The following is a 15,713-nucleotide window of genomic DNA, read 5'->3' as shown; positions in this document are numbered from 1 at the left end:
TGCCGTAGACGATCGCCGTGAGCACCGCGAGGCCGAGCGCGGATCCGATCTGGTAGCTGGTGCTGACGAGTCCGGAGGCGACGCCGGTCTCCGCCGGAGGCGCCGCGTTGATGGCGGTGCCGAGCGAGGGGACGAACGCCAGCGACATGCCGAGGGCTGCGAGCAGCGAGGCGGGCAGGACATCGACGGCGTAGGTGCCGTCCGGTCGGATGAAGGCGAGCCACGCCAGCCCACCGGCCAGTAGGAGGAGTCCGCTGACGATCAGCGCCTTGGCGCCGAACCGCTCCTGAAGTCGGGGTGCCAGCGCGATCATGACGAGCACGACCAGTCCGGTCATCGGCAGCAGTGCGGCACCGGCGGCGAATGCGCTCGCGCCGAGGACCTGCTGCAGGTACAGGTTGAGGAAGAACCACATCGACACCCAGGCGGCGCCGAGCATCAGCTGGGCGACGTTCGCCGCTCCGAGAAGCGGGGCGCGCAGCAGTCCGAGGCGCAGCAGCGGGTTGCGGCTGCGGGCCTGGATGAGGAAGAAGATCAGCAGCAGGACGATTCCGGCCGCCAGCATCCCGAGGGTCGACCAGGTGAGCCAGCCGATCTCCGGTGCGTTGACGACGGCGTAGACCACGGCCGCGAGTCCGAGGGTCACCGTGACCGCTCCGCCGATGTCGATCGAACCCGATGCCTTGCGGACGGTGCGGGGGAGGGCGGTGCCGGTGAAGGCGAGCACGAGGAGCGCGATCGGGACCGTGACGTAGAACACCCAGGGCCAGCTCGCGTACTCGGTCAGGACACCGCCGAGGAAGACGCCGGCCGTGCCGCCGATGGGTGCGGCCGCGCCGTAGACGGCGAATGCCTTGGGGAGGTCGGAGGTGCCGCCGAACAGCATCATGAGCAGCGTCAGGGCCGCGGGAGCGATCATCGCGGATCCGGCACCCTGGATGGCGCGTCCGGCGATCTCGACGCCGACGTTGCCGGCGGCTCCGGCCATGATCGAGCCGACGATGAGGACGATCCAGCCGAGCACGAAGATCTTGCGGGCGCCGAATGCGTCGGAGAGGCGTCCGCCCAGCAGGAGCAGGCCGCCGAAGGCGACGACGTAGGCGTTGAACACCCAGGACAGCGACTCGGGGGTGAAGCCGAGAGCCCTCTGGATGTCGGGCAGGGCGACGCCGATGATCGACGTGTCCATGATCACGACGAATTGCGCGGTGGCGATCAGCGCGAGGCCGAGCCACCGCTTCGCGGGTGACAGGGGTCTGGATGTGGGCATGGTCGTTCCTCCTGGAAGCTCGCCGGGATGTCCGGGTCGCGGTGTAGCCTATACCCATAGGGGGTAGGGGTGCTCGACACCGCGAAGACGCCCGACCGAACGTGCAGGAGGCACACGATGATCGACACCACCTCGGCCGACCGGCGCGGCACGCGCGCTGTCGCGTTCGACCCGATGCGTCGCGCCATCGCGCGAACCGTCACCGAGAGCGCGGCGATACCCAGCTTCACCGTGACCGCCACGGCGGATGTCGATGCGCTGTTGAGCCTGCGAGAAGAGTTCAACCAGGAGCTGACCCCCACCGGGCAGAGGCTCTCCGTGAACGCCTTCCTCGTGCGCGCCGTAGCGCTGGCCCTCGCAGATCATCCCGAGATCAACGCCAGCTACTCGGACGAGGGCCGCGGACAGGTGCTCCTTCATGACCGCATCAATATCGGTGTCGCCGTGGACGCGCCCTCGGGGCTGATGATCCCGGTGCTGCACGACGTCGACCACGACTCGGTCACCGAGATCTCCCGCCGGACCCGTGACCTCGCTGCGCGGGCGAAGGAGCGCAAGCTCCAGCTCTCCGACCTGAGCGATGGCACCTTCACCATCAGCAACCTCGGGATGTTCGGCGTCGGGCACTTCACCGCGCTGATCATCCCGCCGCAGGGGGCAGTGCTCGCGGTCGGCGCGGTGACCGAGCACGTCGCGCTCGTCGACGGCGCCGCTGTCGCTCGCCGACTGCTCACGTACACCCTCACCGCGGATCATCGGATCATCGACGGTGCCCTCGCAGCGAAGTTCCTCGCCACCCTCACCGGCATCCTCGAGCGGCCTGACCGACTTCGTCGACCCTGACTCGGGCGAGCTCCCCGGGTCAGCCGGGAGCCAGCGTGGCGAGCTCGCCGAGCAGGGGCGGATCCGCGCCCGGCCGGGAGACGGTGACCGCTGCGGCCCGCGCGCTGAAGCGGAGGAGCTCGGCCAGGGAGCTGCCGTCGATGTGGCGCAGCTTTTCTGCTCCGCGAGGTCACTCGCTGGGCGGCTCGGTCTGACGATTCTGGCGCGGAATCCATACTTTCCGGATGATGATCAGAATCGACGCCGTCAGCGGGATGGCGACGAGTGCCCCGAGCAGTCCCAGGAGTGTGGCGCCGATCATCGCCCCGATGATCACCAGCACTCCGGGCACCGCCGCTGCCTTGCCCATGATGCGTGGCGTGACGACGTACGCCTCCACCTGGATGTAGACGAGGTAGCACACCACGAAGACCAACGCTGCCGTCGGGCTGACGAGCAGCGTCGCGACGCCGCCGATGACCAGGAACACGAGGGATCCGATCATCGGGACCAGGGTGACGAAGAAAGCGACGATGGCCATGACCGCGGGCACGGAGGAGCCGACGGCGAGTTGGATCACGAACACCACGAGCGCGTTGATGGCCGACAGCGTGACGCCGCCCGCGACGACCGCCCCGACCGACTGCGTGATCTCGTCCAGGAGAGCGACGAAGCGGTCTCGCCGATACAGCGGGATGAGATTCGCGATCGCCCCTCGAATGCTCTGCAGGGAGGAGATGAAGTACAGGGTGAGCACGACGACCATGATGAAGCTCGAGATCGCGCCGATCACCCCGAATCCCGCTTTCAGGACTCCTCCGGAGATCGCGAGGAAGGAGGAGAGCGTGGTGAGCGACCGCAGGCCGTCGGCGATGAGGGCGGAGAGGTCGACGCCGAGATTCGCCTCGAGCGAGAGGTACCAGCCGCTCTGCTGCACGGCGGCGATGGTCTCAGGGGCGGCCTCGATCGCCGCGGAGACCTGACGGACCGTTGCCGGGACGAGGATGAGCAGGATCGCGGCGACGACTCCGAGGAAGATGACAGCGACGATGGTGACGCCCGCCCCGCGGCTCAACCCTCGACGTTCGAGGGCACGCACGGCGGGATCGAGGCCCAGGGCCAGGAACATGCCGAGGAAGATGGAGATGAGAACCGTCGAGACACCGGCGACGGTGGCGGCCAGCGCGATGGCGAGGAGGACGCCCACCGCGACGGAGAAGCCGGAGAGCAGCGGCTTCGCGGGGAGCACGAGCTGAAGCCGCGGAGCTCGCCGTCCGCGCTCTCGGTCCGCGCTCAGCCCGGATTCCCTCTCGTCCATACGTGCACGCTACGCGCGGACCACGGCGCTCACGTGTGCCCCCTCACCCGTTCCTGGTGACCGCGGGGACACAGTCCTATACTCGCTGACACGCGTCCGCACGGGCCGGGCACGACCTCTTCCGCAGATCAGACACCACTTCACCACGATCAGACGCATCGGGAAGGTTGGCGAGACTATGGGCAATGAAGCAGCAGGTCAGGACAGACCGCACGGTGTGCGGCGGCGAGCCCTCCTGACGGGAGCAGCGTGGTCTGTCCCCGTGATCGCGATCGCGGCGGCGACGCCGCTCGCCGCGGCATCGACGGACGCGCGCGGCCGGTTCGTGATCGAGTCGATGCTCGGCGGCACGTGGGTGAATCCGCAGTACTACGGTGCGTCGATCCAGCTGCGCAACGACGACACTCAGGCGTCCACACTCCCTGTGGAGCCGATCACCAGCGGCATCGTCGTGGTGACCTTCGCCTCCGTCGATGTCGGTGCGGTGCAGCCCGCCATCATCGCCAATGCAGGCGGAAGCAGTCCCGTCGTCGGGGCACTCCCTGCGACCGATCCGACGTGGACATCGGTCGGCGCGAGTGACAACGGCGATGGCACCGTCTCCTACACGTTGGCCTTCGCCGGGTCGCTCGCCGGGCAAGGCGTGACGAATGTCAGCTTCGGTGTCCTCGGCTCGACCCCGCTGCATTCGGGCATCTCGGTTTCCGTCCAGGCCACGGGTTCGCCCACCGACGGATCGACGAGTTCCCGCACCGTGACGCTGTTCTGACGGAGACACCTCGTCGGGCGTTCACCCCGCCGGGGTGAGCAACCGCTTTCGCCTCCGCAGCGCTTGGCCGAAGATCAAGGCCATGCAGACGGAAGCCTCGGATGAACCGGTCCGCACGACCCGGGTTCTCGACATCATCACCGTCGTTCTGCTTTCGGTGACCGCGGTTCTGACAGCGTGGTGCGGATTCGAGGCCTCGAAGTGGGGCGGCGAGATGTCCATCGCCTTCAGCCAGGCATCGAGTGCGCGAGTCCAAGCAGCCTCGGCACAGTCGACGGCTCAGGCCGCACGTCAGTACGACCTCACGCTCTACACCGAATGGGTGCTCGCCGACGAAGAGGGGCGTGACGACCTGGTGCGGTTCATCGAAGAACGCTTCACCGAAGAGTTCGCGGTCGCGTTCGACGCGTGGACAGCCGAAGGGCGCACCGCCCGCGGTCCCTTCGTGATGGACGAGTACGTACCGCCCGGCGCGGTCGAGTCCGAAGAGCTGAGCGCCCGCGCCGATGCGAAGTTCGACGAGGCCCTCGCCAACAATCAGCGCGGCGACGACTACTCCTTGCTCACGGTCCTCTTCGCCCTGGTCCTGTTCTTCGCCGCGATCTCTCAGCATCAGGCGGTCCCGTGGAGGCGCTGGGTGTTCCTCGGCTTGAGTGGGGTCATCGTCATCGGAGGAATCGCGACATTGCTCACTTTCCCGATCAAGATCTGACGGAGATCTTCGGGTCACCCCATCGGGGTGATGTGACCTTCCGATGCTGCGCCCGCTGTGGCTAGCGTCGCCCGTGGTGGCGGGCTCACCGCCCCATCTCGAAACGGGGGTATCGGTGTGGCTGAGGACTTCAACGGCAAGATCGCGCTCGATGTGCGGGACTCCGAACCGGACTGGGAGCCGTACCTCTTGCCGGCCGCGCCGGAGAACGCTCCGAATGTGCTCGTTATCCTCTACGACGACACCGGGATGGCATCGTGGTCGCCCTACGGTGGCCGGATCAACATGCCCACGCTCGACCGGCTTGCCGCGAACGGCCTCACCTACACGCAGTGGCACACCACCGCGCTGTGCTCACCGACTCGTTCCGTGTTCCTCACGGGGCGCAACCACACGCGCAACAGCATCGCTTCACTGATGGAGTCGACGAACGGTTTCCCCGGCAACTCGGGGCGGATTCCGGATGACTGTGCACCGATGGCGCACATCCTGCAGGACAACGGCTATTCGACGTTCTGGCTGGGTAAGGACCACAACGTGCCGGAGCAGGACAACGCCGCCGGCGGCAGCCGCAGGCAGTGGCCGTTGCAGATGGGCTACGACAGGTTCTACGGTTTCCTCGGCGGAGAGACGAACCAGTGGTACCCCGACCTCGCCGAGGACAACCACTTCATCGAGCAGCCGTACACGCCGGAAGAGGGGTATCACCTCTCCAAGGACCTCGCGGATCAGGCGTTGCAGATGCTGCGCGGCCAGCAGGCGACCAATCCGTCCAAGCCCTGGTACATGTGGTTCTGCCCCGGGGCGAACCATGCGCCGCATCAGGCGCCGCAGGAGTACATCGACAAGTACAAGGGCGCTTTCGACGATGGATACGACGCCTATCGCGAGTGGGTGCTCGGCCGCATGATCGACCGCGGCATCATGCCCGCGGACACCGAGCTGACGCCGTTCAATCCGATGCTGGAAGCTCAGGCGAACGCTGCCGACCACGTCAAGCCCTGGGACACGCTCAGCGAAGATGAGAAGAAGCTGTTCCGCCGTATGGCAGAGGTCTTCGCCGGATTCAGCGAGTACACCGACGCGCAGATCGGGCGGATCGTCGACTACCTCGAGGAGACCGGCCAGCTCGACAACACGATCATCTTCTATTGCGCCGACAACGGCGCATCCGGAGAGGGGTCGTCCGACGGTTCCGTGAACGAGAACAAGTTCTTCAACAACTACCCCGACGATCTCGCAGAGAACCTCACCCGTATCGACGACCTCGGCGGCCCCGAGGCCTACAACCATTACCCGACGGGCTGGGCGGCAGCATTCTCCACCCCGTTCCCGATGTTCAAGCGCTACAGCCAGTACTCCGGCGGCACCTGCGATCCGATGATCATCCACTGGCCTGCAGGCATCAAAGCCAGGGGCGAGATCCGCCACCAGTACCACCATGTCACCGACATCGTGCCCACGATCCTCGACGTGGCAGGCCTCGAGATGCCCGAGGAGTATCGGGGGGTCGAGCAGGAGCCGCTGCCCGGCGTCTCCATGCGGTACTCGTTCGACGCCGCCCCCGACGCGCCCACCCGGAAGAAGCGCCAGTACTACAACATGATCGGCACCAGAGGGCTGTGGCAAGACGGATGGAAGGTCGCTGCCACGCACGCCCCGATCACCGGACACGGCCACTTCGACGAGGATGAGTGGGAGCTCTACCACGTCGACGAAGACCGTTCGGAATCGAAGAACGTCGCCGCGGACCACCCCGAGAAGGTCAGAGAACTCGTCGACGCCTGGTTCGAAGAAGCCGAAGTCAATTACGGGCTCCCCATCGACGACCGCACCGCGATGGAGCAACTCACCATCGAGCGCCCCTCGTCCGAGCCCCCACGCCACCGCTACATCTACTACCCCGACAGCGGGTCGGTCCCCGAGGGTGTCGCCGTGAACGTGCGGGGTCGGTCATTCAAGATCATCGCGGACGTCGACATCGAAGACGACGCCGAGGGCGTGATCTTCGCCCACGGATCGCGCTTCGGCGGACACGCCCTGTTCATCCAGGACGGAAGACTGCACTACGTCTACAACTTCCTCGGCATCCAGCCGGAACAGACGTTCGTCTCGGAGAAGCTCACCTCGGGAAAGCACTCCGTCGGCATGGAGTTCATCCGCGAGGGGGCAGGCGAGTACAAGGAGTCCGTCGGCACCACGACCCTCTACGTCGACGACCAGGCGGTCGCGACCGGACCGATGCGCGCCCAAGTCGGAAAGTTCACGTTGTGCGGTGACGGCCTGTGCATCGGATACGACAGCGCCGACTCGGTGAGCCGCTCCTACCGGTCACCCTTCACCTTCACAGGCGGAACGATCCGCGGCGTAGCCGTCGACGTGAGTGAGGAGCAGTACCTCGACCTCGAACTCGAAGCGCAGGCCGCCTTCGCGCGGGAGTAGGGCGCTCCCGCTCTGGACGTCACATGTGGAGGGACTGACGGGAATCGAACCCGCGCTATCTGCTTGGGAAGCAGAAGTTCTACCATTGAACTACAGTCCCGAACCCGCCCGAGAGCAGGTGAGGGCAAGCCTACCTGGCACACGGGCGTTGGCCAAAGTGCGACTCAGCGTCGCGCGTCGACCAGGCGCTGTCGCTGGCTCCCGAGTCCGTCGATGCCGATCTCGACCACGTCGCCGGCGCGCAGGTAGGGGAAGCGTCCGGAGAGCGCGACTCCCTGCGGGGTGCCGGTGTTGATGAGGTCGCCGGGCTCGAGCACGAGGTACTGCGACAGGTGGTGCACGATCTGCGCCACGGTGAAGATCATGTCGGCGGTGTTCGAGTCCTGACGGGCCTCGCCGTTCACCGTCGACCAGAGCCGCAGCGCCTGGGGGTCGACCTCATCGGCGGGGACGAGTACCGGGCCGAGCGGGTTGAAGGTCTCGGCGTTCTTGCCCTTCGACCACTGCCCGCCGGACTGCTCCACCTGGAACGCGCGCTCGGAGACGTCGTGCGAGACCACGTATCCGGCCACGTGCGCGAGCGCCTCCTCCGGGCTCGCGAGGTAGCGGGCGGTGGTGCCGATCACGACGCCGAGCTCGACCTCCCAGTCCACCTTCTCGGCTCCCGGCGGGATGAGCACGTCGTCGAACGGGCCGACGATCGTGTTCGGGTGCTTGTGGAAGAGGATCGGCACCGTGGGCGGGGCGTCGCCGGATTCCGCGGCGTGCGCGGCGTAGTTCTGTCCGATGCACAGCACCGCCATCGGGCGCGCGATCGGCGCACCGACGCGCAGTGCCTCGGCGCCGTCGAGCAGGGGGAGCGTGCCGGCAGTGAGCGCCTCCCGCGTGCGGGTGATCCCGTCGCGGGCGAGGAACGCGCCGTCGATGTCGCCGGTGAGAGGCGTCAAGTCGTGGATGCGACCGTCGTGGCGCACGGCCGGTCGTTCGGCGCCGGCCGCGCCGAGTCGGAGGAATTCCATGTGTCGTGTCTCCAGGGTCAGTGCGTGTAGGGACGGTGCTTGTCGATGGCGTCGGAGAGCTCGACGCCGAAGCCGGGAGTCTCGGGCACCTTGAGTCGGCCGTTCACGGGCACGGGCTCGCCCACGAGCATCGGCGAGAACATCGGCACGACCTCCTCGGCAGTCGGGTGCATCATGAGGAACTCCGCGAACGGGCTGTTCGTGCGCGTCACGACGAAGTGGTACGAGTACACCGACGATCCGTGCGGAACGACCATGGTTCCGTGCGCGTCCGCGAGCGCCGAGATCTTCAGCAGCTCGGTGATGCCGCCGCACCAGCCCACGTCGGGCTGGATCAGGTCGACGCCGGTCTCGAGCAGCTGTCGGAATCCCCACCGCGTCGCCTCGTGCTCGCCGGTCGTGACGAGCACGGTGGAGGGTGCGCGCTTGCGCAGCTCGGCGTATCCCCAGTAGTCGTCGGGGATGAGCGCCTCCTCGATCCACTTCAGCCCGTGCTCGGCGGCGGCGTGGGCGAGGCGCGTCGCGTACTCGACGTCGAGCGACATCCAGCAGTCCAGCATGAGCCAGAAGTCGTCGCCGACCTTCTCGCGCATATCGGCCAGCTGTGCGATGTTCTTGCGAAGCCCCTCCTCGCCCTCGGCGGGGCCGTGGTGCAGGGGCATCTTGCCGCCGATGAAGCCGAGCTCCTTCGCGCGGTCGGGGCGCGCACCGGTCGCGTAGAACTGCAGCTCGTCGCGCACCGGGCCGCCCAGCAGCTCGAAGACGGGCACCTGTCGCACACGACCGAGCAGGTCGTAGAGCGCGAGGTCGACACCGCTGATGGCGTTGAGCACCACACCGCGCCGTCCGTAATAGAGAGTCGACTTGTACATCTGATCCCAGATGCGCTCGATGTCGGTGATCTTGCGGCCTTCGAGGAAGCGTGCCAGGTGCTTCTCGACGATGAACGCGCCGATCTCGCCGGCGGTCGTCACCGAGAAGCCGACCGTGCCGTCGCTCGCCTCGATCTCGACCACGAGGGTGCCGAGCACGTTGATCCCGAAGCTCTGCCGCGACTGCCGGTACTCGGGGTAGACGCTCATCGGCGTCGCGATGTGATCGTCGATCCAGTGCTCGGCGCCCTGGTCGTGGTAGTCCGCTCCGCCGCCACGCACGGTGTAGGCGCGGACCTCGCGGATGGTGGGGGTGCCGGTCATCGTGTCTCTTCCTCTCGGTCGAATCGGACAAGGACCTTGCCCGGGGTGCCGTCGCCCGCCGCGAGGGCGGAGAAGGCGGCGTCTGCATCGGCGACGTCGATCTCGCGGCTGATCAGCGCACGGTAGACGTCGGGGTCGGCGCCGATGATCTCGGTGGCATCGGCGAAGTCGGCGGATCCGTAGGTGAAGCTGCCGATGAGCGATCGCTCCTCGGTGCTCACGAGGAACGCGTCGATGGTCACCTGCGGAGCTCCCATCCCGACCAGGCAGATCGGGGCTCCGAGCGTGGTGCTGGTGAACGCGTCCCGCAGCGTCGGGGTGATCCCCACCGCGTCGAGCGCCGCGTCGGCGAGCCCGCCGCCGGCACGGAGCTGGTCCGCGACCGGACCGTCGGCCGGATCGATCGTCTCGGCGCCGAGCCGCCGCACGAGCTCGCGGCGTGCGGCATCCATCTCGCTCACGATGATCGTCCCGGCGCCCGCGTCGCGCAGGGCGATCACGATGGACTGGCCGATCGGACCGCCGCCGATCACCAGCACGCGTCCGAGGCTCCCGGCGGGGAGTCGGCGCACGGCGTGCACCGCCACGGCGAGCGGCTCGATCAGCGCACCCAGTTCGATCGGCAGGCCGTCGGGCAGCGGGACCACGTTGCGTGCCGGGACGACGACGTAGTCCGCGAACGCGGCGGGGATCTCCTTCGCCACACCGATCACATGCTTGCCGGGGTGGTGCTGTTCCCGCCCCGCGAACGCTGCGGCATCCTCGGCGGGCACGACGACGGGGTTGAACGTCACAGCCGTGCCGACCGCGAGCTCGTCGATACCGGTGCCGAGCGCGGCGATCGTCCCGCTCGACTCGTGCCCCATCACCTGCCCGGGGAACCGGCGTCCGTTCTCGCCGGTGTAGCCGTGCACGTCGGATCCGCAGATCCCGGTCGCGGCCACCCGGATGAGTGCCTCGCCGGGGCCGGGCTGCGGAATCGGGGATTCACGGACGTCGAGGCGTCCGATCTCGGTGAGGACGAGCTCGCGCATGGGCGTATGTCTCCTTGATCTGCCGGGCGCGGTCAGCGCTGGCCGGTGGTGGTGGTCGTGGCGAGTCCGACGCCGTCCGTCTCGCGGACAGTGGGGCTGACGACCTTGCTGAGGGCGATGAGGCCGGCGCCGACCAGGGCGATCGCGGCCAGGATGATGAGTCCCGCGCTGTCGCCGAACGTGGCGTCCGCCCAGTTCTTCAGGACCGGCGCGAGGAAGCCGCCGAGGCTGCCGAGCGAGTTGATGAGCGCGATGCCGCTCGCGGCTGCCGCTCCCAGCAGGAACGACGTCGGCAGCGTCCAGAACACCGGCTGCACCGAGATGAACCCTGCCGCGCCGACGCTGAGCGCGGCCAGGGCGATCAGCGGATCCTGGATGACGGCGGAGAGCACGATGCCGACGCCGGCAGCGGCGAGCGCGCACGTGGCGATCAGGCGGCGCTGACCCGTGCTGTCCGCGAGTCGGGAGAGCACGAAGGTGACGATCAGCGCGAAGGTCCACGGCACGGCCGTCAGCAGGCCGACCTCGAGCCCGACGGGCTTGCCGACGATCGTGGCGATCTGGGTGGGCAGATAGAAGGTCACCCCGTAGACGCTCATCTGGATCGTGAGGTAGATCGCGGCGAAGTACAGCACCACCGGGTTGGCGAGCGCGCGCAGGGCGCCCCGCGGCGAGTGGTTCTCCTTCGCCGAGTCCTCGGCCTCGAGTGCGGCCAGGAGCGTCGAGCGCTCGCCCTCGCTCAGCCACTTCGCGTCCTTCGGACCGTTGTCGAGGTAGAAGAACGCGACGATGCCGATGATCACCGTGAGGATGCCGGTCACCAGGAACATGAGCTGCCAGCCGTGGAGGCCGACCTTGCCGTCGAGGTCGAGCAGCATTCCCGACAGCGGTCCGCCGAAGATGAAGGCGAGCGGTGCGCCGAAGTAGAACAGGCCGTTCACGCGGGCGCGGAACTTGAGCGGGATCCAGTAGGTGAGGAACAGGATGACGCCGGGGAAGAAGCCCGCTTCGGTGATGCCGAGCAGCACGCGCAGGATGTAGAAGATCCACTCGTTGGTGGCGAACATCATGAGCGCGGAGACGATGCCCCAGGAGACCATGATGCGCGCGAGCCAGATCTTGGCCCCGACCTTGCGCATGATCAGGTTCGAGGGCACTTCGAACACCGCGTAGCCGAGGAAGAAGATCCCGGCGCCGAGCGCGTAGGCGGCATCCGAGATCCCGGTGTCGGCCTGCCAGGCGGCCTTCGCGAATCCGAGGTTGGCCCGGTCGAGGAAGGCCAGGATGTACATCAGGAGCAGGATCGGGATCAGCCGGAGCGTGACCTTGCGGACGATCGCGGCGAGTTCGGGCCGCGTGGGGGACTGGGTGGACATCGGTGCATCTCCATTGACGAGGGAATCCAATGCGTTCACGTATGTGAATCTGATGTCTCAGACCTGAACGCGCGATAGTGTGACACACGTTCGCGTCGGACACAATTCATCACCGGGGGAGACATGACAGACATCGCGCAGACGCCGAGTGCCGTGAAATCCGCCGGTCGGGCCCTCGAGATCATCGAGCACCTCGCCGCGACCGACGCCCAGACGTTCCCGGAACTCCTCGGGGCGCTGGGGCTGCCGCGCTCGAGCGCGCACGGCCTGCTCCGCACGCTCGTCGACGCCGGCTGGGTGGAACTCGACCCGGTGAGCAAGCGCTATTCGCTGGGTCTCAAGGCCTGGCAGATCGGGCAGCGCTACGACGGGCACCGCCTGCTGCTCGAGGCCGGGCCGGCGCTGATGCGCGCTCTCACCGACGAGACCGGGGAGACCGTGCAGATGGCCCGGCTCGACGGGGTGGAGAACGTCTACATCGCGATCAGCCCGTCGCCGAACCCCATGCGTCTGGCGTCGAACGTGGGGATGCGACTCCACGCGCACGCGACCGGCATCGGCAAGGCGCTGTTGAGCACGCTCGATGACGACGACGTCATGCGCCGCCTGCACCAGGTCGCGATCCCGCGCCTGACGGCCCGCACGATCACCGACCCGGACGACATCCTCACGGTCATCGAGAAGGGGCGGGATGTGGGCTTCTTCGTGGATGACGAGGAGTTCATCGACGGATGCCGCTGTGTGGCGATGCCGCTCACCTGGCCGGAAGAGACCGGCGTGGCCGCCGCGCTGAGCATCACGATGCCGACCAGCCGCACCGACGAGCGGTGGCCGCACTCCATGGTCGAGCCGCTGCGGCGCACGGTCCTCCGCCTCCGCGAGGACATGCATCTCCAGGGGATCAGCATCGGCAACTAGGCTGGGGCCGTGCTTCTCAGTGATCGCGACATCAAGGCAGAACTCGCATCCGGCCGCGTCGGCCTCGAACCGCACGAGCAGGAGATGGTCCAGCCGTCGAGCATCGATGTGCGCCTGGACCGCTACTTCCGGCTGTTCGACAACCACAAGTATCCGTTCATCGATCCGTCGGTCGATCAGCCGGAGCTCACGCGTCTGATCGAGGTCGACCCGGAGGAGCCGTTCATCCTGCACCCCGGCGAGTTCGCGCTCGGTGCCACCTACGAGCAGGTCACGCTGCCGGACGACATCGCCGCCCGCCTCGAGGGCAAGTCGTCGCTGGGGCGCCTCGGACTCATCACGCACTCGACGGCCGGCTTCATCGACCCGGGCTTCACCGGGCACGTGACGCTCGAGCTCGCGAATGTCGCGACCCTGCCGATCAAGCTGTGGCCGGGGATGAAGATCGGGCAGCTCTGCTTCTTCCGGCTCACCTCGCCCGCTGAGAACCCCTACGGCTCCGGCCCCTACGGCAACCGGTACCAGGGGCAGCGCGGGCCGACGGCCTCACGGTCGTTCCAGAACTTCCATCGGACGGATGTCGGCGTGACCGATATCGGAGCAGTCGGAGGCTGACATGACGGACGGCAGCGGCAGCACCCCGGAACAGCCGGTCACCCCCGAGGAGACGGCGCTCCCCGAGGAGGCGCTGGCCCCCGAGGAGGCGCTGATCCCGCCCGCCGACGCCGTCATCCCGCCGCCTCCGCCCGAGATCCCGATCCCCGAGGGACTGCTCACGCCGCCGCCGTCGGCCGACATCCCCGATGCGGATGTCGTGATCCCGCCGCCTCCGCCGGACACGCTGCGTCGCTCCGACCGGGTACGCCCGACGCCCCGCATCCTCGACGGCGAGGCGCCGGCCGCGGTGGCCGAGGACTGGGCGCAGCCGTCGGTCGCGCCCGAGGTCCCGACCTCCGGCGGCTACGGCGGGTTCGTGGCCGTGATCTTCGCGTTCCTGTTCCTGCTGCTCGTCGCCGCGATCGTCGTGATCGTGGTGCTGCTGAACACGGTCGGGCTGCCCTTCGCGGGCGGAGCCGTCGTGCCCCCGTCCGTCCTCGCGCTGCTGGTCTGACGTCGCCTCAGGCCTTCGTCTGCCGTCGACGGAGCGCCGCCGAAGCCACGGCGACCACGGTTCCGACGGCGACGCCGATCACGGTCTCGATCGCGCGGTCCTGCAGGAGCACGTCGACCGGTGTGGGGGCGGCGAGGTGCACCATGAGCAGGGCGAGCGGGGTGATGAACACCATCGCGATGCCGTAGTTGCGGCCGACGAAGAGCTCGGCGGCGGCCTGCAGCAGCACCACGAGTGCGATGACGGCGAGCGGCGGCAGATCGATCGCAAGGACTCCCGCCGCGACGAGGATGCCGAGCAACGTGCCGACGAGGCGCTGGATGCCGCGGATCACACGGGCGTTGAGCTGGGGACCGCTGACCGCGGCGACCGCACCGACCGCGGCCCAGTACCAGTGCGAATCCATGATCAGGAATCCCGCCAAGCCCGCACCCACGATCGCGACGGCGACGGTGGCGGCCATCTCCCACGCGATGGGTCCCACGGGCTGCCGAGACCGGGGCGGCGCCTCCTGCGTGCCGCGCGTGAACAGGCCGATGATCGCGCTGACGGCGAGGCCGAACAGCACGCTCGCGCCGCCGACCAGGAGCACGTCGCCGAAAGAGGCTGCCGTCGCGGGGATGGTGGCGCACGCGCCGACCGCGAACACCGGGAACAGCGGCCCGGGCGGGTGCCAGCGCATCGTGTACGCGAGCAGGGTGACGGCCGAGGCGATGACGGCGAGAACGAGGATGCTGACGGCGGCGGGAGCGGACACGACCGAGAGCGCGGTGCCGATGAGCATCGCGGCGAGCAGGACTCCGCCGGCGCTCGCCTGCATCCGGATGCGGTCACGGAACACGTCGTGGCGACCGTACAGCGCGGCGAAGGCGCCGAAGCTGGCGTAGATGCTCAGGTCGAGACGCCCCAGCATCCACAGCACGAGGAGCGGCACCGCCACGCTGATCGCGGCCCGGAGAGCCACCCGGTGATCGCCCCGGTGCGGTCCGACGCGCAGGACGCCTGTCCATACTCGTCCCTGGGAATCCGCCACCGATCCAGCCTACGTCCGACGGCGACCGGGCCGAAGCCGAGGTGCTACGCGTGCGACGTGCGTAGGAGTGTCAGGCTCCGTTCGAGGACGACGTTCAGCCCGCGGGTCGCGGCGTCGGCATCTTCCTCCTCGATACCGAGCCACAGGGGTGCGGTGAGGGCGGCGATCTCCTGACCGATCTCGGCGACCAGGGCGCTGCCCGCGGGAGTGAGCGCAGTGTCGGTGAGGAGCCCGCGGTCGCGCAGAGCGGCGGTGAGCCGGCCGGCATCCGGATCGTGGAGCCGCTCGGCGACGAAGCCGTCGAGGTCGTGGGTGCCGTCGAACTGCGAGGCGAGTCTCAGCGTGACCCACTCGCGTTCGGTGAGGTCGCGGCCGACGAGGACGCTCTGCAGCAGGGCGTTCAGCGCCTTCTCCGTCGGGCCGATGAGTTGAGGACCGAAGGGGATCATGACTTCTCCATATCGTTGGTTCCACCAACGGTAACAGATCGTGGGTGGCACCAACGAGTAGCATCGGGGCATGCGACGACTCGAAGACAGAGCGACCTGGTGGGTCAGCCGAGCGCAGTTGCGCAGCCATGCGCTCCTGCAGGAGCAGTTCACCGATGCGGGCGCCCGCGCCTACCACTACCGGCTTCTTGCGGCGGTCGAGGAGTGGGGCCCGATCAGCCAGGCCGACCTCGGGCGCGCGCCC

16 protein-coding genes and 1 tRNA gene are annotated in these 15,713 nt (G+C 68.0%); 8 read left to right on the top strand and 9 right to left on the bottom strand.

Annotated elements, in window-relative coordinates:
- On the bottom strand, window positions 1–1,270 hold a 1,270-nt coding region (locus tag ACNPM4_RS07030; RefSeq protein WP_448985202.1), incomplete at its 3' end, for an MFS transporter.
- Between the two features lie 117 nt (window positions 1,271–1,387).
- Between ACNPM4_RS07030 and ACNPM4_RS07025 the strand changes: the two genes are divergently transcribed.
- Entirely contained in the window at window positions 1,388–2,113 is a 726-nt protein-coding gene (locus ACNPM4_RS07025) for a 2-oxo acid dehydrogenase subunit E2 (RefSeq protein WP_051662618.1), read from the top strand.
- A 169-nt stretch (window positions 2,114–2,282) separates the two neighbouring features.
- Here the strand turns inward: ACNPM4_RS07025 and ACNPM4_RS07020 are convergent, their stop codons facing one another.
- Window positions 2,283–3,410, bottom strand: a complete 1,128-nt coding sequence (locus ACNPM4_RS07020) for an AI-2E family transporter (protein WP_262001891.1) — start codon at window positions 3,408–3,410, stop codon at window positions 2,283–2,285.
- 262 nt (window positions 3,411–3,672) lie between these two features.
- Between ACNPM4_RS07020 and ACNPM4_RS07015 the strand changes: the two genes are divergently transcribed.
- The 3 genes from ACNPM4_RS07015 (at window position 3,673) to ACNPM4_RS07005 (ending at window position 7,333) form a co-directional block, all read left to right on the top strand.
- Window positions 3,673–4,179: a hypothetical protein gene (locus tag ACNPM4_RS07015; RefSeq protein WP_029264449.1), complete on the top strand. Its 507-nt coding sequence runs from the start codon at window positions 3,673–3,675 to the stop codon at window positions 4,177–4,179.
- An 82-nt stretch (window positions 4,180–4,261) separates the two neighbouring features.
- Window positions 4,262–4,891 (top strand): hypothetical protein, encoded by a 630-nt coding sequence (locus tag ACNPM4_RS07010; protein WP_262001888.1) that lies wholly within the window; start codon window positions 4,262–4,264, stop codon window positions 4,889–4,891.
- A 117-nt stretch (window positions 4,892–5,008) separates the two neighbouring features.
- Complete coding sequence (locus ACNPM4_RS07005) at window positions 5,009–7,333, top strand: sulfatase-like hydrolase/transferase (protein WP_448985201.1); 2,325 nt, start codon at window positions 5,009–5,011, stop codon at window positions 7,331–7,333.
- A 26-nt stretch (window positions 7,334–7,359) separates the two neighbouring features.
- Here ACNPM4_RS07005 and ACNPM4_RS07000 read toward each other — a convergent pair.
- From ACNPM4_RS07000 to ACNPM4_RS06980, 5 genes are all read right to left on the bottom strand, one after another.
- Window positions 7,360–7,433: transfer RNA gene (locus ACNPM4_RS07000), tRNA-Gly, on the bottom strand.
- 64 nt (window positions 7,434–7,497) lie between these two features.
- A complete protein-coding gene (locus tag ACNPM4_RS06995) occupies window positions 7,498–8,352 on the bottom strand; it encodes a fumarylacetoacetate hydrolase family protein (protein ID WP_029264452.1) in 855 nt (284 codons plus the stop codon).
- A 17-nt stretch (window positions 8,353–8,369) separates the two neighbouring features.
- Window positions 8,370–9,548 carry an L-rhamnonate dehydratase gene (rhmD, locus tag ACNPM4_RS06990; protein WP_029264453.1) on the bottom strand — a complete coding sequence of 393 codons (1,179 nt, stop codon included), beginning with the start codon at window positions 9,546–9,548 and terminating at the stop codon, window positions 8,370–8,372.
- Complete coding sequence (locus tag ACNPM4_RS06985; protein WP_448985200.1) at window positions 9,545–10,582, bottom strand: zinc-dependent alcohol dehydrogenase; 1,038 nt, start codon at window positions 10,580–10,582, stop codon at window positions 9,545–9,547. The genes rhmD and ACNPM4_RS06985 overlap by 4 nt, the downstream gene beginning before the upstream one ends.
- 32 nt (window positions 10,583–10,614) lie before the next feature.
- Window positions 10,615–11,958 (bottom strand): MFS transporter, encoded by a 1,344-nt coding sequence (locus tag ACNPM4_RS06980; RefSeq protein ID WP_051662620.1) that lies wholly within the window; start codon window positions 11,956–11,958, stop codon window positions 10,615–10,617.
- A 123-nt stretch (window positions 11,959–12,081) separates the two neighbouring features.
- On the opposite strand from ACNPM4_RS06980, the gene ACNPM4_RS06975 reads away from it, so the two are divergent.
- The 3 genes from ACNPM4_RS06975 to ACNPM4_RS06965 are packed head-to-tail and all read left to right on the top strand — an operon-like array spanning window position 12,082 to window position 13,987.
- Window positions 12,082–12,876 carry an IclR family transcriptional regulator gene (locus tag ACNPM4_RS06975; RefSeq protein ID WP_448985199.1) on the top strand — a complete coding sequence of 265 codons (795 nt, stop codon included), beginning with the start codon at window positions 12,082–12,084 and terminating at the stop codon, window positions 12,874–12,876.
- Window positions 12,877–12,885: 9 nt separating this feature from the next.
- Window positions 12,886–13,491: a dCTP deaminase gene (dcd, locus tag ACNPM4_RS06970; protein WP_029264458.1), complete on the top strand. Its 606-nt coding sequence runs from the start codon at window positions 12,886–12,888 to the stop codon at window positions 13,489–13,491.
- Between the two features lies 1 nt (window position 13,492).
- Window positions 13,493–13,987 (top strand): hypothetical protein, encoded by a 495-nt coding sequence (locus tag ACNPM4_RS06965; RefSeq protein WP_448985198.1) that lies wholly within the window; start codon window positions 13,493–13,495, stop codon window positions 13,985–13,987.
- 7 nt (window positions 13,988–13,994) lie between these two features.
- On the opposite strand, the gene ACNPM4_RS06960 is transcribed toward ACNPM4_RS06965, so the two are convergent.
- On the bottom strand, window positions 13,995–15,020 hold the full coding sequence (locus ACNPM4_RS06960; protein WP_029264460.1) for an FUSC family protein: 1,026 nt from the start codon (window positions 15,018–15,020) through the stop codon (window positions 13,995–13,997).
- Between the two features lie 44 nt (window positions 15,021–15,064).
- The gene (locus tag ACNPM4_RS06955; RefSeq protein ID WP_448985197.1) at window positions 15,065–15,469 is read right to left on the bottom strand and encodes a hypothetical protein; all 405 of its coding nucleotides are present in this window, start codon (window positions 15,467–15,469) and stop codon (window positions 15,065–15,067) included.
- A 70-nt stretch (window positions 15,470–15,539) separates the two neighbouring features.
- Between ACNPM4_RS06955 and ACNPM4_RS06950 the strand changes: the two genes are divergently transcribed.
- Window positions 15,540–15,713, top strand: a 174-nt coding sequence (locus ACNPM4_RS06950; protein ID WP_448985231.1) for a hypothetical protein, incomplete at its 3' end; no start/stop codon positions are given.

The sequence above is a fragment of the Microbacterium umsixpiens genome, from assembly GCF_053543675.1.
This window is presented reverse-complemented; position numbering and strand designations above follow the sequence as displayed.